The organism is Desulfuromusa kysingii (assembly GCF_900107645.1).
Classification (GTDB): Bacteria; Desulfobacterota; Desulfuromonadia; order Desulfuromonadales; family Geopsychrobacteraceae; genus Desulfuromusa; species Desulfuromusa kysingii.
The window spans coordinates 120706-141111 of the sequence record NZ_FNQN01000006.1 but is presented as its reverse complement, the minus strand read 5'-3'; the positions used below and the strand labels follow the sequence as shown (position 1 = coordinate 141111).

Sequence of the window (20406 nt, the reverse complement as noted above, 5' to 3'; positions counted from 1 at the left end):
GGCTTTATGTTGTTGCAATCTTAGCGACTCGCTGATCCCGGAACTGGCTGGCATACAAATGCTGATATGCGCCGCCTTGAGCAAGAAGCGTTTCGTGGCTTCCCTGTTCAACCACCCTCCCCTTGTCAATGACAACAATCAGATCAGCATGGATGATAGTCGATAAACGGTGGGCAATGACAAAGCTGGTACGCCCCTTCATCAATTCATTAAGAGCCTTCTGAATCTGCACTTCCGTGCGGGTATCGACTGAGCTTGTGGCCTCATCAAGGACAAGGATTGCTGGGTCAGCAAGAATTGCCCGGGCGATAGTGATGAGTTGGCGCTGCCCTTCAGAGAGATTCTCGCCACGCTCCGAGAGAATTGTGCCATATCCCTGTGGAAGGCGACGGATAAAGCCGTCGGCGTGAGCTAACTGTGCCGCTTTAATAACAGCTTCGTCACTAGCATCGAGACGTCCATATCGAATATTTTCCAACACCGATTCGCTGAACAAGAAAGACTGTTGCAGGACAACACCGAGCTGACGGCGCAAGCTGTCGCGTGAGACAGTGCGAATATCAATACCGTCGATACGGATCTCGCCAGCCAGGGGCTCGTAAAAACGTGACAACAGATTCACCAGAGTGGTCTTGCCAGCACCAGTGTGACCAACCAGAGCGACACGCTCACCGGGGCGAACATTGAGGCAAATATCACTCAAGACCGGTGATCCGGCGACGTAAGAAAAGCTTAAGTGATCGAATTCAACCTTACCATCAACTCGAATCATCTCCTTCTCATTCGGATTGACTGGTTCGTCAGGGATATCGAGTAACTGGAAGATACGTTCCGCACCAGCGAGGGCTGACTGCACCTGATTGTAAAGATTGCCGAGCTGGCGCAAGGGTTCTGCGAAGCGTCGGGAATAGGTAATAAAAGCGGCAATAGCACCGATAGTCACCATCCCCTTGATGGCCAGCCAACCCCCTAGGCCACAGAGCACAGCGACATTCAGATTCGATAAAATACCCATCATCGGCATCACTAGCAATGCCAAAGTCATTGCTTTAACTCCGACCCTACGGACCGCCTGATTAGCCTCATCAAACTGAGTCAGGACTGTTTCTTCTTGGCCAAAAGCGAGAACTACTCGCTGACCACTATAAGTCTCTTCCAACACAGCATTGAGCTCTCCAAGGCGTTTCTGATAATCACGAAAAGCCGTGCGCGTACGCCGACCGACACCACCAACCAACCCCAACATCAATGGAAAGACAAGCATCGAACCCAAAGCCAACCAAGGGCTAAGAACAAAAATGATGCAAAGAATCCCAACTAATGTAAGGATTCCCGTAAACAGCTGTGCTGCATTATCGGTCAATACCCGGCTGATGGCATCCATATCATTCGTCAACCGGCTCATCAAATCACCTTGACGTCGTGCATCAAAAAAACTCAAAGGGAACCGTTGCAAGCGCTTAAACAGCGTCGCACGCAAAGTACGCATTGCTCGTTGAGCCACTCCAACAAGAAGAACTCCTTGAACCAGCTGTGCTCCTGCGGAAAAGAAATAAGCAGCGAACATCAGCAGGCACATTTGTGCTAGGCCCTCGATATTGCGCTCGATAAGTTGATCAATAGCCGCCCCCATCAACCATGGTGCAGCGAGCGCCAGGACTGTACTTAAAGTGGCGACAATCCCGACCACTATTATTTTCCCACGCTGCGGAGCAAGATAAGCCAACAATCGCCTCAATGTTCCTCTGGCGTCTTTTGGTCGCTCGCTACTGTGTCCCCCAGCCCCACGCCCACCCGGCCCATGGAGACCACCCATACGTACTGGTGCAGTCTTTTTTTGACTGACGTCACTCATGTGTCTCCCCTTCAGCTGCTGACAATTCTCCCAACTGGGAACGATATATATCGCGGTAGACAGAACTCTCTTGTAACAGCTGTTGGTGACTGCCACAGGCACTGATCTGACCATGATCGAGGACAATTATCTTATCGGCGAGGAGTACTGTACTGATCCGCTGTGCAACAATGATACAGGTTATGGCGCGGCGAGCAGAAGCAATCAAAGCATCGAGTGCGTCTTGCAACTTGATCTCAGTCTCAATATCTAGGGCACTGGTCGAATCGTCAAGAATCAACAGTCGTGGCTTGATCAACAAGGCCCGGGCAATGGCGATTCGCTGTCGTTGTCCTCCTGAAAGGTTAACTCCACGCTGTCCAACCATAGTGGCATAACCCTCCGGAAGCCCTTGGATAAAAGCATCGGCCTGTGCTGTCTTGGCGGCAGCCCTCACCTCTTCGTCATCTGCATCAGGGCGTCCGTAACGGATGTTGTCAGCGATGCTGCCAGTAAATAGGACTGTCTCTTGAAGAGCGATACCGATCATCCGACGCAATACAGCGGGATCAAAGTCACGGACATCAACTCCATCGAAAGTGATCCGTCCGGCATTAACATCATAAAAACGCGGAATCAGGTGGATCAGAGTGGACTTTCCAGATCCGGTTGCACCAACAATGGCTACAATTTGACCAGGTTCGGCAACAAAGGAAATATCCCTCAATACCGCTTCGGAAGTCTCTCCTGGGTAGCTAAAAGAGACATTTTCAAAAACAATACGCCCCTGTTGATGGGTAATAACGGCACCGTCATCCCGACGCGGCAAGGTATCAGCATCAAGTACCTCCAAGATCCGCCGCGCCGAAGCGTCAGCCGCCGAGATAGGGCCGAGCATGCCACTGAGCATTAAAATTGGAAACAGCGCGAAAGATAAATAATTGATTGCCGCCACCACCTCACCAACTGTCATCCCTCCAGACAGCGCAGTCTTTCCCCCTAACCAGACAGCAGCGGTTATAGACAGATTGAGAAGCAGAAGCATAATCGGAGAGAAAACAGCCATTAAGCGGGCGACATTTATCGTTCCGGTCATCAGCTCATCGTTCGCAGCTTCGAACCGAGTCGTTTCACGTTGACTGCGGACAAAGGCCTTAACGACTCGGACTCCGGCGAGGTTTTCCTGAAGGACAATATTTAGACGGTCAAGTCGCTGTTGCACAATCAGGAAAAGCGGTTGAGCCCTACGACCAAAGAGCCAGACAAGCAAAATGATAAGGGGGATAGCACCAGCCATAATCGGAGCTAATCGCGGGCTAGTGATGACCAGCAGAATAATTGCGCCAATAGCCCAAATCGGCGCACGGGTGAGGATACGTAGTGAGAGCATGACAATCATTTGTACGGCATTGACGTCACTTGTGGAACGGACGATAAGTTTTCCCGTTTGCAGGGTATCCAGATTGGCGAAGGAGAAAGACTGAGTCTTGCGAATCATTGCACTGCGCAGATCGGCGCCGAAAGCCATGGAGATACTCACTGACAAATAATTATTGGCGATAGCAAAAGCGGCAGAAAGAAGTGCTGCCCCGGCCATAAACATAGCAGTTGTAATCACCACCTCGAGGTCACCAGCACCGATGCCCTGATCAATGATACGCTGGGTCAAATGTGGAATCAGTAAATCGGCAGCAACCATAGCAAAAAGAAGCAATAGAGCAATCACCGATGGTATCCGGTAAGGAATCAGAAATCGGTAAAGACGAAACAATGATTTCATCGTATCTCCTCATCGACAACATGCTTCACAACCGTTGCGGTTAAGTAGTCGTTTACTTTTTCCAGGCAAGCGCGGAGTGTTTCCCGTTCCTGCGCATCAAGGATAGAATTCAGTTCTTGATCCAGTTCATGGAAAGAGAGCCGAATCTCTTCATGGAAATCTTTGGCTTTATCGCTTAGGTAGACACGGACAAGACGATGATCTGCTGGATCACGTTGGCGCATGATCCAGCCATCACGTTCCATCCGTTGTAACGTGTTGGTTGCGGTGGGTGGACGAATGTGCAAAGCATGTCCAAGTTCCATCTGAGACATACCATCATTACGACAGAGCAGTGAGAGGATCATCCCCTGCGCATGATGCAGGCCGATACTCGCCAGCTTCAATTGCCGATGGCGACCAATCAGGCGGCTGACTTGAGCCAATAGTTGGCCGAGTGTCGGTTCTTGTAGGTTTTCAGTGAGCTTTTCCATCGTATCATTCTCTTTAGTTAGCAAGCTAATCCTTAACCAGCTAAGCTAAAACCAAAAGACCGGATCTGTCAATATTTTGTTTGCTCCAAAAACATAGGATTTAATAATTTAAACACAACGAAACAAGTGTGGCCGAGATACAAATCAGATGCGATGATAATGATTCGATAAAGTATTGAAAATACATTGACAGAAAAACATATCTGACTTAAATAATATGTCGAATTCTCAGGGCGGGGTGAAAGTCCCCACCGGCGGTATCCCGACTTTTGAGCGGGGAGCCCGCGAGCGCTTCTTCCATCGGGGAGGAAGGTCAGCAGATCTGGTGAAATGCCAGGGCCGACGGTTAAAGTCCGGATAAAAGAGGATCGAGGACGTTGTCACAGCTGCAGATGTTAGCATATCTTTTCTGTACAGATCTCTGTCGTAATCCCAATCGCCCTGATTCTGGACCATCTCGCAGGAGGAGAAAACCATGAATCAGCAAACCTTAACACAATTTGGCAATTCCACAGCAAGGGTTGAAACAGCCCTGAATACACTCCGCAATGGTGGCGGAGTTCTCGTCACTGACGACGAAGATCGAGAAAATGAAGGTGACCTGATCTTCGCTGCGCAATCGTTAACGAACGCACAAATGGCTATGTTAATTCGCGAATGCAGTGGCATCGTCTGCCTCTGTCTGCCTGAAGAAAAAGTCCAAGAGCTACAACTACCGATGATGGTTGAAAACAACAGCTGTCAATTCCAAACCGCTTTTACTGTTTCCATTGAAGCGGCACAAGGAGTTACCACTGGCGTTTCAGCCGCAGATCGCGTGACCACCATAAAGGCCGCCACCGCTGCCGGGGCAAAGCCGACAGATTTGTGTCATCCAGGTCATGTCTTCCCTCTGTGCGCCCGTCCAGGAGGGGTTCTGGAAAGGGGCGGTCATACCGAGGCAACTGTCGATCTGATGCGGTTAGCGGGCTTGCAACCTTACGGCGTTCTTTGTGAATTAACCAATGTTGATGGGACCATGATGCGACTACCAGAAGTCATCTGTTTTGCCAAAAACCATGACATGCCAGTGCTAACGATTGAAGACTTAGTGAACTACCGCGTTGCCATCCAGGAGAAGGCCAGCTAACGTTCTTGTTGTGCCGGGCTGAATGGTCCCGAGCTTAAGTCCGGCACAACCCACGTGTATCAATACAGCCAACAAGAATTAAATTGTTTGACGTCACTGCCCATTGGATGAAGGCAATAAAAATGCACCACTTGTATAAAACAACAATGTTCTCTATAGTTACAGGTGAAATTGAGCAATTAAACAACTGATAAGATGGCTCTATCCGATATGCAGATTAACAGTTCATATATTCTGGATCATTCAAGGTTAGCAATAACGCCTTCGGGACAATCTGCGTCAAATCAGGCGACGGAACAGGCCAAGGATAGCTACGCCAAGAATACAGCAACGGCACAAGTCATTGATGCTGAATATGTAGACACATACAACCCTAAATCAACCGCAGCGTCGCAAGAAAAAAAACAGATTCCCCAACGTTTTCCTGATGTTGGGACAACGACCCTGCAACTGGAATCCAGCGCAACGCAGAATAATAATTCCATCTTTAGTAAATATCAGACCAGCGCGGTTGACACACCACCACCCGGGTCCTATCTCAATATTTTTGCTTGAACCATTTTTACCCGAGTCGTTGCATCACTTTCTTCATGTCTTCCCAGACAGGTCTTTTCCCTGAAGGGTTTCTCAGTAAGTAAGCTGGGTGGAAAGTTGGCATCAATGGAATGCCTTCGTATTCATGCCATTGACCACGCAATTTTCCAATCGGTTGCGTGGTTTTTAACAGCTCTTGCGCTGCAAAACGACCAAGGGTAATAATTAATTCGGGTTTGATCAAAGCGAGTTGCTGTTTTAAAAATGGTTCGCAGGCAGAAATCTCATCAGGTTGTGGATCGCGATTACCAGGCGGGTGACACTTGAGGACATTACAGATGTAGACCTCTTCGCGCGAAAGTTTCATCGCCAGAAGTATTTTATCCAATAATTTACCCGCTTCTCCGATAAAGGGAATACCTTGCTCGTCCTCTTCCCTTCCGGGGGCTTCACCTACAAGAACAACTCTGGCTCTAGGGTTCCCAGCGCCAAAAACAATATTTTTCCGCTGTTTTGCAAGAGAACAAAGAGAACACCCCTTTAAACCACTTTCCATTTCCGCTAACGTTGTCTTCTCTGTTGACGGCATGGCTGTTGTCGACAAGTGAGAAGCAGTCGATTGCGGTTCTGCTTGCGGATATTGTATAATCGTCTCAAAGTCCCATTGTTGTAAATCTTCAAGGATGGCTCGTCCTTGAGAGATGGCTTCATGGCATTTGTGATATAATTCATTTGACATTTAAATTTGACCCTGGAGGCGAGATGTTCCGCCTTTTCGTTTTTTTAATCGTAATTCTTTTGTTTCCAGTTAACGCCTTCGCGTGGGGTGCCGGAGTCCATCTCGGACTTGGTTTACGGCTACTAACTGCACCGGAAGCCCTACCTATGGCTCTACAAGCACTTTTAGCAGCACACCCGATGGACTTTCTGTATGGTTGTATTGCCGCCGATATTACCTTGGGGAAAAAACACACTCACCACCTGGAACATTGCCATAATTGGCGTATTGGTCGCAAGCTTCTCGAACAAAGCAAAAAAGAAACTCCCGCAGCACAAGCCTGCGCTTATGGTTACCTTGCTCATCTGGCCGCAGACACCATAGCTCACAACTATTTTGTCCCCTATAAATTAAGCATGACCTACAACACAACCTTACTCAATCATGCCTACTGGGAAATCCGTGCGGATATTGGTGTTCGGGATGAGACCTGGGAAACCGCGCGACTTCTAGCTAAACAGGATAACAGGCAAAATGACCGGATGTTAAATAAAATTTTATCTGATACGATTTTTTCATTTCGGACAAATAAAAAGATTTTCAATTCAATGATGTTGGTCACCCGACTACAAAACTGGCATAAGCTCATCAATTCTATCTCTGAACGATCCAAGTGGAAGTTTGATGAAGAGGAGCATAACGAGTATATGGCCATGGGGCTTGAAGCCGTCAACGGTATTCTTGGCGATGCAAACAGCCCTTATTGGAATGCAGATCCCACAGGAGATAGAGCTTTAACCGCAGCAAGTCTCATCAGAAAGAACATGAACTACCTCTGGCTTGAAGGAAAGTTGCTACCACAAGATTCAGATTTAATCCTCAGTGAGCTCCGCAACCGTTTTAAACTTGGGATCACCAACCCAGACGAAATCCTGCCGCTCTTTACGACTGTTTAGCTTTCCACAACAAGGCAACACGATTCAATAATTGTTGCGCAACATTGGCTTTGCTCATCTTTTCTAATTCTTCTATCTTGCCATCGGCATGCAGAAAACGGACGATATTCGTATCGACATCAAAACCCGCACCTTCCATGGTGATATCATTGGCAACGATCAGATCGAGATTTTTCTTCTGCAACTTCTCCGCCGCATGAGCCAGCAAGCGTTCAGTTTCTGCTGCAAAACCAATTAAGACCTTGTTCTTCTTAAGGCGTCCAAGTTCAGTAAGAATATCAGAAGTTTTTTCCAAATACAGGATCAGATCTTCTGACGATTTTTTCATTTTCTGTGGTTTACTATCCACCGGTTTATAATCGGCAACAGCCGCTGCCTTGACTATCACATCAACGTCGTCAAAATGTTCAAACACCGCCGTATGCATCTCTTTTGCAGAAAAAACCGGGATACAACGAACGCCAACGGGGACGGTTAAATTTGTGGGACCAGCGACCAAAATAACATCTGCGCCTCGTTGTTGAGCGGCAGCAGCAATAGCAAAACCCATCCGTCCCGAAGAGTAATTTGAGATATACCGTACGGGATCGATCTGTTCCCGTGTCGGTCCGGCAGTCACCATAATATGGCAACCGAGAAGATCCTTCGGGGTGAAGACAGATACAGCTACGGCGAAAATATCTACAGGATCCGGCAACTTCCCTTTGCCTTCCCAGCCACAAGCCAGGGACCCCATCGCTGGTTCCATCACATGATATCCAAACTCGACAAGCTGTCTCTGATTACGTTGATAGATAGCATTTTCAAACATATTGCTATTCATCGCTGGAACCACAAGAACCGGTGCTTTGGTCGCCATAATGGATGTCGTCAACAAATCATCAGCAATTCCATGGGCAATCTTGCCAACCAGATTAGCAGTCGCGGGTGCCAGAACAAATAAGTCAGCTCGATCCGCCAGGGAGATATGATCAATCTCCTGCTCTTGGGATAGATTAAATAGTTCAGTGTGGACAGGATTCCCCGAGAGGGTCTGAAAAGTCAGAGAGGTGACAAATTCGCACGCATTTCGGGTCATTATGACATGGACATCTGCACCAGCCTTCGTCAACAGTCTTAGCAGTTCTACCGCTTTATAGACGGCAATGCCACCACTGACACCCAGAACAATACATTTCCCCTGCAACATACCGTTAACTCCTTAATTCAAGAACGGGTTATGCAACTTTTCTGCCCCGATCGTTGTCATCGGCCCATGACCTGGATAAACCTTTGTGTCAGCGGGTAATGGGAGCAGTTTTTCTTTAATCCCCGCTATCAACAGCTGATGGTCTCCTCCAGGGAGATCAGTCCGACCGATAGATCCTGCAAATAAAGTGTCACCAACAAAGAGGTAATCCTCAACATAGAGACACACCCCTCCAGGAGAATGACCTGGAGTGTGAATGACTTGCAAGGTCAACTCACCTAAGGGAATTTTTTCCCCACCGACGAGTAAGTGCGTTGGAGCTGGCGATGGTTCCGCTTGCAAACCGAAAACAGCAGCATGCTCTCCAGCCCGTTCAAGCAAGGGGCTGTCATCACAGTGAATGATCAACTCAGCACCTGTCGCGTTGATTAAGTCTTTGTTACCACCGATATGATCAAAGTGGCCATGAGTGTTGATGACCATAACAGCCTTCAATCCGAGCTCGGAGAGTCGCTGGAGAATACGATCAGCATGACCCCCAGGATCGACAACAGCTGCCTGCATGGTCTTCTCACAACCAATGATATAACAATTAACTTCAAGTGGCCCCGTTGGTAAGGTTGCAAATATCAAGGTTTCTCCCCTTTCCCGGACAAGGTTGAAAACAGATTAAGGTTTTTCTCTCTTAACTGATCTCCAAGAGTTGAGCCAAGGGGTTTATCATAGCGTTGCCGCTTCAAATTCTGGGGATTTTGTCCCTTTGGCGCAACTTCAGATTGCTTGGATTCAGACATTGTTGTCACCGGACTCTGAACTTTATCCTTCGGCTTTGAACCCTTATAAAAGTAACGATCATAGAGCCGATGGTAGTTTGTCCAATTTTCTTCGCGATCAGGTTCTTTATCAATGTGAGTCAGAACCCCGTTTATCTTCGAATCCAGATCATCAATGAAGTTCAAAATCACCGCCTCAAGAAACTTGGGTCTTTTCGGCGAACCATAGTCATACTGTCCATGGTGTGAGAGGAGCAGATGCTTAATCAACATGGAGAGTTCATGAGGAAAATCCTCCAAGCCACGAATCCGGTCCTCTACCATCTGTACACCGATAACAATGTGTCCGAGAAGCTTACCTTCGTCAGTATAATCGAACGAACGGATATATGTTAACTCGTTGACTTTACCCACATCGTGCAAAAGAGCACCACAAATCAGTAAATCTCGATTAACCTGTGGGTAGCGAGAGGCAACATCAGTTGCTAAAGCAACGACAGCCAGAGAGTGTTCTAACAGGCCACCAAGGAAAACATGGTGCATAGCCTTGGCAGCCGGAGCCTTGCTATAAAGAGCATAGAATTCCGGATCATCAAAAAATGCTCGAAGCAAAGCCTCAATATGTGGATTGGTCAGTGATGCCAAGACCGCTTCAAGCTCAGCCCGCATCTCCTGTGCTGAACGTTTGGAGACCGGGAGGAAGTCTGCAAGTTCAACAAGATCTTCATCAACTTTTTTCAAATCTTGGACCACCAGTTGCATTTTTCCCATATAAACACTGGCCTTCGCATTCACCTGAATGAAATCATTCTTTGCAAAGATCGCAGAAAAATGATCGACCTGATCCCATATCCGTCCTTCAACTTCACCAGTACGGTCCATCAACTTTAAGGTCATATAAGGCTTACCATTTTTGGCCATAGCAGTGATTTTGTCGCGAACCAGAAAGATTGATTCAACCCGATCGCGCTCTTTTATTTGATTGATATAGATTTTGTCTGTCTTGTTTTGGTTCAAAATTTCCTCTTTTCAAGAAGCATTACATCTAGTGATTATTGCTGTCGCTGTTTTCATTCCATCCAACGCCGCACTCATGATTCCGCCGGCGTAACCAGCCCCCTCGCCCGTAGGAAACAAACCCTTGTGACTCATCGATTCCCCGTTGAAATCACGCATAACCCGTAACGGAGCAGAGGTACGTGTCTCTACGCCGATAAGAGTCGCTTCAGGACCAACGAATCCGCGCATACGACGATTAAAAACGGGTAACGCATTACGCAGGCTAGCAGTGACATAAGCAGGCAAACAAGTATTTAAATCCGCATGAATCACTTCAGGTTGGCAGGATGAATGAAGGAGACCGCCACGTCCAGTCAAAAATTCCAACAGCGGTTGCGCTGGAGCCCTCCACCCATTTTCTCCGGCCCGATAAGCGGCTTGTTCCCATCGCCTCTGGAAATGGACCCCAGCCAGAACATGATCGCTACCAAAATCATCGGGAGATACCGAAACAACCAGAGCGCTGTTGGAATTTTTTGCAGCACGATTAAAATCGCTCATCCCATTAACAACGATCCCCCCCTGTTCCGATGATGCATTGACGACCTGACCACCGGGACACATACAAAAGGAGTAAACGCCACGACCGCTGCCGGGGTCATTCCAGGCGAGGCGGTAATCAGCTGCGGGCAATTGTGAATGTGCACCAGAACCGTATTGGATCTGGTTGATCAACGACAACGGATGTTCAACCCGCAACCCGATCGCGAAGGCTTTCTGTTGCAACAAAACTCTTTTATCAGCAAGAAGTTGATAGGTGTCCCTGGCACTGTGTCCTGGAGCTAAAACCAGTTGATCACATTTGACCAAATCATGGTCATTGATTATACCTGCGGAGATATGCCCATCCTGCATGCGGAAATCTGTCAGGCAGCTGGAAAAGCGAATTTCAACTCCTACGGTTAAGAGATGCTTCCGGATTCGGATCAGGACCGCGCGCAATCGATCTGATCCGATATGGGGCTTTGCTTGCCATAAAATTTCTTCGGGAGCACCATACTTGACCAAGGTCTGAAGAATGTAATTCATCCCGGGATGATTTAAGCGTGTCGTTAACTTTCCATCTGAAAAGGTTCCAGCGCCACCCTCGCCAAACTGAATATTACTATCAGATTTCAATGGTTCACCAGACCAGAAGGATTGGACATCCTTGAGTCGCTGTTCAACCGGTTGTCCTCGCTCAATCAGACAAACTTGTGCGCCAGATTGAGCGAGCAATAACGCACTGAAAAGCCCCGCCGGTCCCATACCGACGATTAATACTTTCGTTTTTTTCTCCAGAGTCGTTATTGCGAAGGGCTGCTTCTCTTTGACCAGATCAAGGGTCGATAGAGGTTGATTCTTCAGCAGTTCAAACTCATCATTACAGGTGAACTCAACAGTGTAAACACGCAAAACATCGGGCTTACGACGTGCATCAATACCTTTTCGTACAATTTTCCAACTGAGAATTCTCCCCATATCACAATTGAGAATTGAAGCAATTCTTGCTGGCAATATACTTTCATCTTCACCTGAACGGAGGGTTATTTCACGAAGTCGTAGTGCCATATATCAATGAACCAATTGAGGAAATAGTGGTAATTCTATAAAAAAACATACACCCGAATCCGGCAGATTTTCTACATGAATCTTACCACCGTAACTGTTAACAATTCTCAAGACAACGGATAGACCAAAACCTGTCCCCTTTTTTTTGGTCGTAAAAAATGGATCAAATATCCGCATAATATTTTCATCAGGAATGCCTGAACCTGTATCAGAGACACGTGCATAAATGTTTTCAGCATCTGCTTGTAGAGAAATAGTAAGGGTTCCTCCATCAGGCATTTCATATAGAGCGTTCGTAATCAAATTGGTAAAAATTTGTTCCATTTCTAGAAAATCAGCGTAAAACTCAGGGAGCTTTTGATTGACATCCAATTCAACAACAACTTTTTGTTTGTCTATCTTCAACTGGCATTCACTCAGCACTTTTTCTAAAACAACAACCAAGTCAATCTGCTGTTGAGTTTTTTTATTATCAGGACTCGAGGCAAGCATTTGTACCAGAATGTCATCTATCCTCTCTACCTCTTGAGTGATTTTAGAAACATAGCTTTTATTTTCCGCATCAATTCCCTCAGAAGAGAGGAGGATTTGAGCAAACAAATTTATTGAATTTAGAGGGTTGCGAATCTCATGCGCCATACCTGCAGATATGTGACCAAGGGTTGCAAGTTTTTCAGCTTGGACAATCTCTTTATGTGCCTGTTCTAACTCCGAACTTTTTTCCCGAACGCGATCTTCAAGTTTTAAATTCCAGCGTTGGATCTCAGCTTGTAAAATTTCTCTTTCTTTTAAGAGGTTGCGATTTTCTATTTCTGTTTTTCGCAACGATAAAACCGTGTAGATTCGCTCTTTTAAGCTATGACTAGCAAAGGGCTTGCGCAGATAATCTGCAGCGCCAGCTTTCATCAAATCAACGGCAACCTCCTCGCTTCCTTTTCCAGTAAACACAAGGACATACGTATCAGGAAACTGGCTCCGTATTTTTTTTAAGGCTTCCAGGCCATTCATCACGGGCATCATATAGTCAAGTAAAACCAGAGCGGGGTGATGTTCTTCAACCTGCTGCAGACATTGGTAACCATTTTCTGCTGATAAGACCTGGAAACCGATTTTCGCCAATAAAAAACTGGTTAACTTGACAATCGTTTCGTCATCATCAGCGATAACAATTTTCTCACCAGCAAAGGGATTATGATGCAACAGCATTAGCGGCTCCATTAACGGAGAATGTTATTGAGTTTTCCAATCGTGGATTATACAAGGGAACAACCTCATAAGCAAAACAACCTAATAAAAAAGCAGCCGGTGTGGCTGCTTTTTTATTAGGACCTATACGTTGACTCAAGTCATTCCTCTTCTTCTAACCTGACAGTCAAAACTGGAACTTTGGATTTTCTTACAACTTTTTCTGCCGTACTCCCAAAAAGAACATGATCAAAACCAGTGCGGCCATGAGTCCCGATGACAATCAGATCAGCAGATTTTTCATCAGCTTGTTGTATAATCTGCTCAAACGGCAGGCCTGCAACAATATGACATTCATAATTTTTAAATTCTGCTAAATTTTTGCGACAAAAACTTTCCATCATCTTATGGGCCCCCTCTTCAATTTCTTCTTCCAACTTTTCAAATGAAATGTGTGGCACATAAAAACCACGTAAATCTACGGGCTCATTAATGACATGAACAACAAGCAATTTAGCAGAAAAACTTTTTGCCAAAGATAGAGCCATTTGAAAAGCATTATCTGAACTATCGGAGAAATCTATAGCGGTCAAAACTGTTGTGATGTCTTTCATGGTCTCCTCCTGTCAGGGGCAATCGTCCCTTTCAATGAATATGGTTGCTGTAAAGAATTACGGATTAATGCCCGTAGTTCTTCGACTTTAAATGGCTTATGCAGGCACGTCGGGTACTCTGAATCAGTTAGATGCAGAAAACGTTCAACGCCACTATAAGCGGTAATCATAATAACTTTTATGTCAGGGTAATATTGAGTGAGTTGATGAAAAAAAACAAACCCATTCATTTCCGGCATGTTGATGTCTGTGATAACCAGATCAACCATCTTTTTCTCAAGATACTCTAGCGCCTCAATCCCGTTAGCAACGGCATCTGTCTGGTACCCATCCTGACAAAGCAACTTTACTAAGCCAATTCTGGTGTTCACTTCGTCGTCGACAATTAAAATCATCATTGAGACCCTCGCCTACTTGCTTCTTACGACAAGTGTATCAGCGGGCGGCTGTCTGTCAAGACACCTAACTAAATGGATATATTCAGATATAATCAGGAAATTAAGAGTCCATAAGGAAAATACAGCAATCAATAATCAGGTAAGGTCTTCAGTATATTGTTGGCTTTATGGCCTATCTCTGTTGTAGGGGAAACATCAGTAATTATTTTGAGTTGAGCCGCCGCTTCAGCCACTGAGTTCTCTTGCAATAATAAAATTGCTAACTGATAGCGTGCACTCAGAAACTGTGGGGCGACATCAATAGCACGCTGTAAACAGAACTTTTCTTGATCGATATCACCTATCTCATGATAAATCTCACTCTTAAGATAATAGGCAGAAGCATAGCGGGGTGATATCTCTAATGATTCGTTTGCATAAGTCAGTGCGGTCGCGAAATCTTTTTTCTTAAAATAGGCATAGGACTTACCGGCAACAGCAACGTGGGCATTGACAAAAAGGAGGTTTTCCGCCGCAAGACTAAAATAGTCAATAGCCTTATCCCACTCTTCCATTTCAAGATAGAGGCTCGCAAGATTATTCTGAAAACGGGGTTCATTTTTGTCTAACTCAAGAGCTTTTAAATAATGAGATTCGGCTTGTGGGTAGGCCTTCTTAATTTGATAGGTTTGTGCCAAGGCTACTTGAATTGAGCTATTTTCAGGATCCTGCTTGACCGCTTCCAGCAACTCTTTTAACGCAAGAGTCGGGTTATCAGCCTGGAGATGGGCCATTGCCAGCTTATAATGAACATCGGCCTGATGGGCTTCCGATTTTACTTCCTGAGCGGCAGGGACACAGGAACAAAGAGCCATCACAAAAACAATAAAGATCGTTTTCCATCCACAAAACATCAAGTACCTCCGAGTTAAATTACAGAGACGCAAACATACGTCCTAAGCTTTCGAGACTGCAGAGGCGTAGTTTCCGCAGTTCTTCATCTTCTTTGGTCGTAACTGTCGATAACTTGTCCGGCTGCACTTTTGGTAGTTTACAAATCGGCAAGGCAGCCCAATAAGATTTCTTCTTTTGTTCAGATAATAAGTGATAATCAGATTCCGTTAAAACAAATCCCATAGATTCTACAAAGTTGTAGCCTTCTTCGTAGACAGCAGCGGCTTCTTCTGCCGGCAGTTCTCCAAATTTGGGAACAAAGAAAATTGAGGACTGACTTTCTTCAAGATAAAAAGCCACGACGATCAACACCTTGTTGCCACCAGAGATTTGCAACAGATAAGCTTGGCATAACTGTGGCGGATAACTTGAAAAAGCTAACTGCACCGAGCTAGAAGCCACATGCAGGTGGGTGATTTTTTCGGCTGGGACATTAAGACTTTTAAGTTTCGTATGCTGAATAAACATCAGTTATTCCCCGCGCATCTATCAATCGAGATAATTAAAATCTGATTTGAACACACTTAATCAATATCAGCAAACTCTGTGAGAACTTTTATTTTTTTATAGCGATCAACAATCTCGGAATACTCGATTTCTCTGAGTCGATCAAGACTGAATTTTTCAACCGTAAATGAGGCCATAACTGTTCCGAACACTGTGGCCTTGCGCAGGTTGTGCTCTTCCAGATTCCGGGTCGCAGCCAGATATCCGACAAAGCCACCGGCAAAGGTATCGCCAGCACCAGTCGGGTCAAAAACTTCTTCCAGAGGATAGGCAGGAGCAGAGAAGATTGATCCTTCCCCAAACATGAGGACCCCATACTCACCGCGCTTAACCACTAAAGTTTTAGGACCGAAGCTACGGACTATTTCCGCCGCTTTCAGCAGGTTCGGCTCGTCTGCGAGTTGACGGACTTCGGCTTCATTTATTAGCAGGATGTCAACACGGGAAAGAGTTTTAATTAATTGGGCTTTTTTCCCCTCAATCCAAAAGTTCATGGTGTCACAGGCAACCAATTTTGGATGTCTAACCTGCTGGAGAACCTCCAGTTGTAATTCAGGGTCGATGTTCGCAAGAAAAACATATTCAGCATCGCAGTAATTATCAGGTAAAACAGGCTTAAAGGATTCAAACACATTTAGATGAGTCTCTAGCGTATGCGCTTCATTTAAATTGTAATCGTAGCGACCTTTCCAACGAAACGTTTCCCCTTGAGTCCTTTGCAATCCGGCGAGGTCAACCTTGCGACTTTGGAGAAAATCAACGTGTTCCTGAGGAAAATCATCACCGACAACGGCGACCAGATTGACATCGGTAAAAAAACTGGCTGAAGTTGAGAAATAGCTGGCTGAGCCACCGAGGACATCTTCTGCGACCCCAAAAGGAGTTTTTATTGAATCAAAGGCAACACTACCAACAACAAGAATGCTCATACTAAAAATCCTTTATTTTAGATATCTTCCAATAATAGGCTCAAGGGCTTTGCGGGTCTCTGCCGGGATCATCTCTTTCTTTGTCATAATTGCAAACTTTAGCGCTTCAGAGCAGGCACAATTTTTAGGTTCAGATTGTCCAGCAAGCATCATAGCAGCAGTACTGATGATATTTTTCGCGGTCGCGACATTCTGTTGAATGATCGCAATAACAGCCTCCACTGAGACATCATCGTGACTGTCATGCCAACAATCATAGTCGGTCGCCAGAGCGACCGTTCCATAGCAAATCTCAGCCTCGCGGGCTAAGCGTGCTTCAGGCAGATTGGTCATGCCAATAATATCAACACCCCAACTCCGATAAAGATTTGATTCGGCCCGGGTTGAAAAAGTTGGTCCTTCAATGCAGACATAGGTGCCACCTTGATGAACTGTCGCCCCCACTTTTTGAGCAGCAGCAACAAGGACAGACGAGAGTTCGTTACACACGGGGTCAGCAAACTGGACATGACCAACAATCCCATGACCAAAAAATGTTGACGCCCGTTTCCCATGAGTACGATCAACGTATTGATCGGGGATAACGATGTCTCCGGGGACGATCTCCTCTTTCATACTACCGACAGCAGAAACAGAAATGATGGATTCAACCCCGAGAGTCTTCATTCCATAGATATTTGCACGGTAATTAACTTCAGAAGGCAATAATCGATGGCCACGGCCATGACGTGGCAAGAAGATCATCCGCACGCCATCAAGAGTTCCGGTGATATACGCGTCGGAAGGATCACCAAAAGGGGTCTCTAAAACCACCTCACTGACATCCGTCAAACCTTCTATTTCATAAAGGCCACTGCCGCCAATCACTCCAATTACAGGTTGTTTCATCTTGAAAATCCTCCAAACAGACTAAATAATATTATTCAAAAGTACAGTTTAATGATTGCTCAGCAAACTTCCCCTTGAGTTGCCCACAGGCGGCCGATATGTCCTGCCCTTTGCTCGCTCGTAAGGTGGCGACAATATCACGTTGCAATAAGTAGCTTTGAAATGCCTTGATCGACTCTTCTGAAGGGGCGTTAAAGGGGGCGCCTTGATGTTCGTTATAGGCGATCAGATTAACTTTACAGCGAACGCCGTGAAGAAGTGCAACCAATCTCTTTGCATCAGCAATTGAGTTATTAACATCGCCGATAAGAATATATTCGAACGTTACCCGTTGCTTGGTCGTCTGCGCATAATCACGGCAAGCAGGGAGCAATTCTTCAAGGGGATAGCGCTGATTCACAGGCATAAGACGATCACGAATTTCATTGGTCGATGCATTAAGAGATACAGCAAGGTTCACCTTGATCCGCCGACTTAATTCCCTGATCTCCGGAACCAGTCCACAGGTTGATAAGGTCACCCGACGCGTCCCATATCCTAAGCCATCATCGAGATATAGAATCTGTAGCGCGGTAACAACATTATCTAAGTTATGCAGTGGTTCTCCCATCCCCATCAAGACAATATTGCTGATAGGACCATCCTGCAAGGCTGCGCAAACCTGATTGACGATTTCCTCAGTACGTAGGTTTCGAGCGAGACCAAAAGTGCCAGTCATACAGAACTGACATCCCATAGCACAACCAACTTGCGTTGAGATACATAAAGTCGCCCGACTCTCATCCATTGGAATTCTAACAGCTTCTATTGTTTGACCATCATCAAGCCGGAAGAGATACTTACGTGTACCATCCTCACTCGTTTCTACCATTTCGGGAAGAAATGACGAAATAAACGCCTGCTCTGCCAAGTCACAACGGAACTTTTTTGCAAGATCGGTCATTTCCTCAAAATCTAGAACGTGACGTTGATATATCCAGTGTAAAATCTGTTTTGCTCGATATTTCTCCTTCCCCATGCGGGAAAGAAATTCTTCGAGTTGCTGGCAATTTAAACTTTTAAGATCAATTTTATGAGTACTCATTTATGATAAATAACTCTGTTAATATGGGAGCAGGTGAAAGGTGAATAAAACGCTGGAACGTGCTGATTAAAGACCCCCACGATAGTCTTTAATCATTTGTGACATCCCTATCTGTTGCTATGGCCAGATTTTTGAAACCAGCATGTTTTGCCGCGTCCATTAGTTGCACCACAGTACCATGTTTGGCGGCCTTGTCAGCCATCAGGATAAAGGTCATATATTGAACTTCTTCCGGAGCGATGCTCTCCAAGTGAGCTACGAATGCGGCAAAAGAGATCTTCTCTTGATGCAAATAAATATCACCGTTTTCAGCCAGGTAAATTTGGACCTCTTTCTGGCTATGTTTAATCTGTTCAGAACTCGACTCTGGGAGATTGATATTTAAGCCTGGACGCTCAATGAATGTTGTCGAAATCATAAAAAAGATCAGCAACAAAAAAACCACATCAATCATGGGTGTCAAATCTACTTTTGGTGCTTCCAGACTTTTTTTACGAAACCCCATGACAATCTATTCCTCAACTAAATCAACAATTTTCATAGTCGCTTCTTCAAGCTCAAGAATCAACCCTTCGGAACGTCCAGACAGATAACGGTGGAGCAACAACATCGGCACGGCAACGGTCAATCCCGCCGCGGTTGTAATCAATGCCTCAGAAATCCCCCCACCCAATGTCGCCGGAGTTCCCATCCCTTGGGTTGCCATGACATTAAATGCCTTGATCATGCCTAAAACTGTGCCTAACAAACCCAGAAGCGGAGAAATGTTCGCAATGGTTCCGAGTAGTCCTAAATAGCGTTGTAATGAAACAGCTTCACGCTCACCGATCTCCTCAGCAAGCGACTTCAAATAGCTACGTTTGGAACCATGATTTTTAACAACAACCAACAAAATTCTTGCCAGCGGTGACTTAACTTCAGCGCAGAGATCAATTGCTTTGGTCAAATCATCGTCCTGAATATATGATTTTACAGTCCGGTAAAGAGGTTTTAAATGACGACGCACCTTGATAAAAGCAAATAATCGCTCCATAAATATTGCCCACCCGATCACTGAACAGAGCAGAAGAGGATACATGAGTGGGCCGCCACGGGTAAAGAAATCAATCATGTCAATAAACCTTAACCTTTTTCATAATGTTTTGAAGTTACTCTATTATCAATGCGGATGATTTCCGCTGTTACAGCATCTGACTCAATATTTAAAAGTGCAACTGTATGATACGGTGCAGACCGACGATCTGTTGGACTACCAGGATTAAGCAGCAACATATTATTGAGTTGACGACAAACGGGTCGGTGACTATGACCAAAGATCAAGACATCCAAATGGCAATCTGCGAAATAGTCAAGGACATGCGTTTCTATGTCGCATCCGGATCCCCAGCCGTGAATCATGCCGATTTTCTTACCGCCAAGGTCAAGAACTCTGCTGACAGGGAGAGTCGCTTGCCCAACATCCATATTTCCACGGACACCATACCATGGAATAGGGTAAAAGCAGTTCTCCAAGTCGGTAAAGACGCAGTCTCCTGCATGAAGAATAACATCAACGTCTGTGAACGGTCCGTTTAGCAACTTGCTTGCTAACTTTGATCCGGCATCAAGAGAGTGCAGATGTGTATCGGATAATACCCCTATTTTCATTCTTAATTCAGACTTTCATTTTTATAAAAAATGGTGGTTTTTAGCCATTTAATACGGATTCTCACACCAAATACATCCCATATAGAGTATTTTTTCGATCCAATCAATCTAACATCCTGCTTTAAAGTCACTATTTATTTACCCCATAATTGGCACCAGCATTGCGACAGTATGCATTATAAAAGAGGACTGTTGGATGATTGAAGAGTATTAACTTGACTTTTT

At 45.5% G+C, this 20406-nt stretch carries 22 protein-coding genes and 1 riboswitch; of the genes, 3 read left to right on the top strand and 19 right to left on the bottom strand.

Annotated features, from left to right (window positions below; genetic code table 11):
- Window positions 1-4: 4 nt before the first annotated feature.
- The 3 genes from BLU87_RS10955 to BLU87_RS10945 are packed head-to-tail and all read right to left on the bottom strand — an operon-like array spanning window position 5 to window position 4087.
- Window positions 5-1855 carry an ABC transporter ATP-binding protein gene (locus BLU87_RS10955; RefSeq protein ID WP_175498361.1) on the bottom strand — a complete coding sequence of 617 codons (1851 nt, stop codon included), beginning with the start codon at window positions 1853-1855 and terminating at the stop codon, window positions 5-7.
- On the bottom strand, window positions 1848-3614 hold the full coding sequence (locus BLU87_RS10950) for an ABC transporter ATP-binding protein (RefSeq protein WP_175498360.1): 1767 nt from the start codon (window positions 3612-3614) through the stop codon (window positions 1848-1850). Before BLU87_RS10950 ends, BLU87_RS10955 begins: the two co-directional genes overlap by 8 nt.
- Window positions 3611-4087 carry a MarR family winged helix-turn-helix transcriptional regulator gene (locus BLU87_RS10945; RefSeq protein ID WP_092348192.1) on the bottom strand — a complete coding sequence of 159 codons (477 nt, stop codon included), beginning with the start codon at window positions 4085-4087 and terminating at the stop codon, window positions 3611-3613. Before BLU87_RS10945 ends, BLU87_RS10950 begins: the two co-directional genes overlap by 4 nt.
- A 220-nt stretch (window positions 4088-4307) precedes the next feature.
- Window positions 4308-4460: riboswitch (FMN riboswitch) on the top strand.
- 102 nt (window positions 4461-4562) lie between these two features.
- Here BLU87_RS10945 and ribB point away from each other — a divergent pair.
- Both ribB and BLU87_RS10935 read left to right on the top strand, forming a co-directional pair.
- Window positions 4563-5216 (top strand): 3,4-dihydroxy-2-butanone-4-phosphate synthase, encoded by a 654-nt coding sequence (gene ribB, locus BLU87_RS10940; RefSeq protein ID WP_092348166.1) that lies wholly within the window; start codon window positions 4563-4565, stop codon window positions 5214-5216.
- A gap of 210 nt (window positions 5217-5426) precedes the next feature.
- Window positions 5427-5771 (top strand): hypothetical protein, encoded by a 345-nt coding sequence (locus tag BLU87_RS10935; RefSeq protein WP_139167542.1) that lies wholly within the window; start codon window positions 5427-5429, stop codon window positions 5769-5771.
- Window positions 5772-5778: 7 nt separating this feature from the next.
- On the opposite strand, the gene BLU87_RS10930 is transcribed toward BLU87_RS10935, so the two are convergent.
- Window positions 5779-6489, bottom strand: coding sequence for a uracil-DNA glycosylase (locus BLU87_RS10930; protein WP_092348160.1), 711 nt, complete (start codon window positions 6487-6489; stop codon window positions 5779-5781).
- Window positions 6490-6512: 23 nt separating this feature from the next.
- On the opposite strand from BLU87_RS10930, the gene BLU87_RS10925 reads away from it, so the two are divergent.
- Window positions 6513-7424: a zinc dependent phospholipase C family protein gene (locus BLU87_RS10925; protein ID WP_092348152.1), complete on the top strand. Its 912-nt coding sequence runs from the start codon at window positions 6513-6515 to the stop codon at window positions 7422-7424.
- Here the strand turns inward: BLU87_RS10925 and coaBC are convergent.
- From coaBC to BLU87_RS10850, 15 genes are all read right to left on the bottom strand, one after another.
- Window positions 7411-8613, bottom strand: coding sequence for a bifunctional phosphopantothenoylcysteine decarboxylase/phosphopantothenate--cysteine ligase CoaBC (gene coaBC, locus BLU87_RS10920; protein WP_092348146.1), 1203 nt, complete (start codon window positions 8611-8613; stop codon window positions 7411-7413). The two genes, BLU87_RS10925 and coaBC, sit on opposite strands and share 14 nt — an antisense overlap.
- A 12-nt stretch (window positions 8614-8625) precedes the next feature.
- Window positions 8626-9246: an MBL fold metallo-hydrolase gene (locus tag BLU87_RS10915; protein WP_092348144.1), complete on the bottom strand. Its 621-nt coding sequence runs from the start codon at window positions 9244-9246 to the stop codon at window positions 8626-8628.
- Window positions 9243-10403 (bottom strand): 3'-5' exoribonuclease YhaM family protein, encoded by a 1161-nt coding sequence (locus BLU87_RS10910; protein ID WP_245706462.1) that lies wholly within the window; start codon window positions 10401-10403, stop codon window positions 9243-9245. The genes BLU87_RS10915 and BLU87_RS10910 overlap by 4 nt, the downstream gene beginning before the upstream one ends.
- Window positions 10404-10415: 12 nt before the next feature.
- The gene (locus BLU87_RS10905; RefSeq protein ID WP_092348142.1) at window positions 10416-11996 is read right to left on the bottom strand and encodes an NAD(P)/FAD-dependent oxidoreductase; all 1581 of its coding nucleotides are present in this window, start codon (window positions 11994-11996) and stop codon (window positions 10416-10418) included.
- Window positions 11997-11999: 3 nt separating this feature from the next.
- Window positions 12000-13202 carry a hybrid sensor histidine kinase/response regulator gene (locus BLU87_RS10900; RefSeq protein WP_175498359.1) on the bottom strand — a complete coding sequence of 401 codons (1203 nt, stop codon included), beginning with the start codon at window positions 13200-13202 and terminating at the stop codon, window positions 12000-12002.
- 140 nt (window positions 13203-13342) lie between these two features.
- Window positions 13343-13795 carry a universal stress protein gene (locus BLU87_RS10895; RefSeq protein ID WP_092348138.1) on the bottom strand — a complete coding sequence of 151 codons (453 nt, stop codon included), beginning with the start codon at window positions 13793-13795 and terminating at the stop codon, window positions 13343-13345.
- Window positions 13792-14193 carry a response regulator gene (locus BLU87_RS10890; RefSeq protein WP_092348137.1) on the bottom strand — a complete coding sequence of 134 codons (402 nt, stop codon included), beginning with the start codon at window positions 14191-14193 and terminating at the stop codon, window positions 13792-13794. Before BLU87_RS10890 ends, BLU87_RS10895 begins: the two co-directional genes overlap by 4 nt.
- Before the next feature lie 128 nt (window positions 14194-14321).
- Window positions 14322-15086 (bottom strand): tetratricopeptide repeat protein, encoded by a 765-nt coding sequence (locus tag BLU87_RS10885; protein WP_092348135.1) that lies wholly within the window; start codon window positions 15084-15086, stop codon window positions 14322-14324.
- A 19-nt stretch (window positions 15087-15105) separates the two neighbouring features.
- Window positions 15106-15594 (bottom strand): hypothetical protein, encoded by a 489-nt coding sequence (locus tag BLU87_RS10880; RefSeq protein ID WP_092348133.1) that lies wholly within the window; start codon window positions 15592-15594, stop codon window positions 15106-15108.
- Between the two features lie 56 nt (window positions 15595-15650).
- Window positions 15651-16562, bottom strand: a complete 912-nt coding sequence (locus BLU87_RS10875; RefSeq protein ID WP_092348130.1) for a PfkB family carbohydrate kinase — start codon at window positions 16560-16562, stop codon at window positions 15651-15653.
- 12 nt (window positions 16563-16574) lie between these two features.
- The gene (gene mtnP / locus BLU87_RS10870; protein ID WP_092348129.1) at window positions 16575-17450 is read right to left on the bottom strand and encodes an S-methyl-5'-thioadenosine phosphorylase; all 876 of its coding nucleotides are present in this window, start codon (window positions 17448-17450) and stop codon (window positions 16575-16577) included.
- A gap of 31 nt (window positions 17451-17481) precedes the next feature.
- Window positions 17482-18534 carry a dual-specificity RNA methyltransferase RlmN gene (gene rlmN, locus BLU87_RS10865; RefSeq protein ID WP_092348127.1) on the bottom strand — a complete coding sequence of 351 codons (1053 nt, stop codon included), beginning with the start codon at window positions 18532-18534 and terminating at the stop codon, window positions 17482-17484.
- A gap of 88 nt (window positions 18535-18622) precedes the next feature.
- On the bottom strand, window positions 18623-19039 hold the full coding sequence (locus BLU87_RS10860; protein ID WP_092348125.1) for an ExbD/TolR family protein: 417 nt from the start codon (window positions 19037-19039) through the stop codon (window positions 18623-18625).
- A 6-nt stretch (window positions 19040-19045) separates the two neighbouring features.
- Window positions 19046-19645, bottom strand: coding sequence for a MotA/TolQ/ExbB proton channel family protein (locus tag BLU87_RS10855; RefSeq protein WP_092348116.1), 600 nt, complete (start codon window positions 19643-19645; stop codon window positions 19046-19048).
- Between the two features lie 11 nt (window positions 19646-19656).
- Entirely contained in the window at window positions 19657-20181 is a 525-nt protein-coding gene (locus tag BLU87_RS10850) for a metallophosphoesterase family protein (RefSeq protein WP_092348114.1), read from the bottom strand.
- Between the last annotated feature and the right edge of the window lie 225 nt (window positions 20182-20406).

Bases quoted from the DNA above. Each gene is read 5' to 3' on its own strand.
- BLU87_RS10925 (WP_092348152.1), top strand. From the start codon at position 6,513: ATGTTCCGCCTTTTCGTTTTTTTAATCGTAATTCTTTTGTTTCCAGTT.
- BLU87_RS10935 (WP_139167542.1), top strand. From the start codon at position 5,427: ATGCAGATTAACAGTTCATATATTCTGGATCATTCAAGGTTAGCAATA.
- BLU87_RS10955 (WP_175498361.1), bottom strand. From the start codon at position 1,855: ATGAGTGACGTCAGTCAAAAAAAGACTGCACCAGTACGTATGGGTGGT.
- BLU87_RS10950 (WP_175498360.1), bottom strand. From the start codon at position 3,614: ATGAAATCATTGTTTCGTCTTTACCGATTTCTGATTCCTTACCGGATA.
- BLU87_RS10850 (WP_092348114.1), bottom strand. From the start codon at position 20,181: ATGAAAATAGGGGTATTATCCGATACACATCTGCACTCTCTTGATGCC.
- ribB (WP_092348166.1), top strand. From the start codon at position 4,563: ATGAATCAGCAAACCTTAACACAATTTGGCAATTCCACAGCAAGGGTT.
- coaBC (WP_092348146.1), bottom strand. From the start codon at position 8,613: ATGTTGCAGGGGAAATGTATTGTTCTGGGTGTCAGTGGTGGCATTGCC.
- BLU87_RS10900 (WP_175498359.1), bottom strand. From the start codon at position 13,202: ATGCTGTTGCATCATAATCCCTTTGCTGGTGAGAAAATTGTTATCGCT.
- BLU87_RS10930 (WP_092348160.1), bottom strand. From the start codon at position 6,489: ATGTCAAATGAATTATATCACAAATGCCATGAAGCCATCTCTCAAGGA.
- rlmN (WP_092348127.1), bottom strand. From the start codon at position 18,534: ATGAGTACTCATAAAATTGATCTTAAAAGTTTAAATTGCCAGCAACTC.
- BLU87_RS10855 (WP_092348116.1), bottom strand. From the start codon at position 19,645: ATGATTGATTTCTTTACCCGTGGCGGCCCACTCATGTATCCTCTTCTG.
- mtnP (WP_092348129.1), bottom strand. From the start codon at position 17,450: ATGAAACAACCTGTAATTGGAGTGATTGGCGGCAGTGGCCTTTATGAA.
- BLU87_RS10890 (WP_092348137.1), bottom strand. From the start codon at position 14,193: ATGATGATTTTAATTGTCGACGACGAAGTGAACACCAGAATTGGCTTA.
- BLU87_RS10905 (WP_092348142.1), bottom strand. From the start codon at position 11,996: ATGGCACTACGACTTCGTGAAATAACCCTCCGTTCAGGTGAAGATGAA.
- BLU87_RS10885 (WP_092348135.1), bottom strand. From the start codon at position 15,086: ATGTTTTGTGGATGGAAAACGATCTTTATTGTTTTTGTGATGGCTCTT.
- BLU87_RS10895 (WP_092348138.1), bottom strand. From the start codon at position 13,795: ATGAAAGACATCACAACAGTTTTGACCGCTATAGATTTCTCCGATAGT.
- BLU87_RS10880 (WP_092348133.1), bottom strand. From the start codon at position 15,594: ATGTTTATTCAGCATACGAAACTTAAAAGTCTTAATGTCCCAGCCGAA.
- BLU87_RS10860 (WP_092348125.1), bottom strand. From the start codon at position 19,039: ATGGGGTTTCGTAAAAAAAGTCTGGAAGCACCAAAAGTAGATTTGACA.
- BLU87_RS10875 (WP_092348130.1), bottom strand. From the start codon at position 16,562: ATGAGCATTCTTGTTGTTGGTAGTGTTGCCTTTGATTCAATAAAAACT.
- BLU87_RS10945 (WP_092348192.1), bottom strand. From the start codon at position 4,087: ATGGAAAAGCTCACTGAAAACCTACAAGAACCGACACTCGGCCAACTA.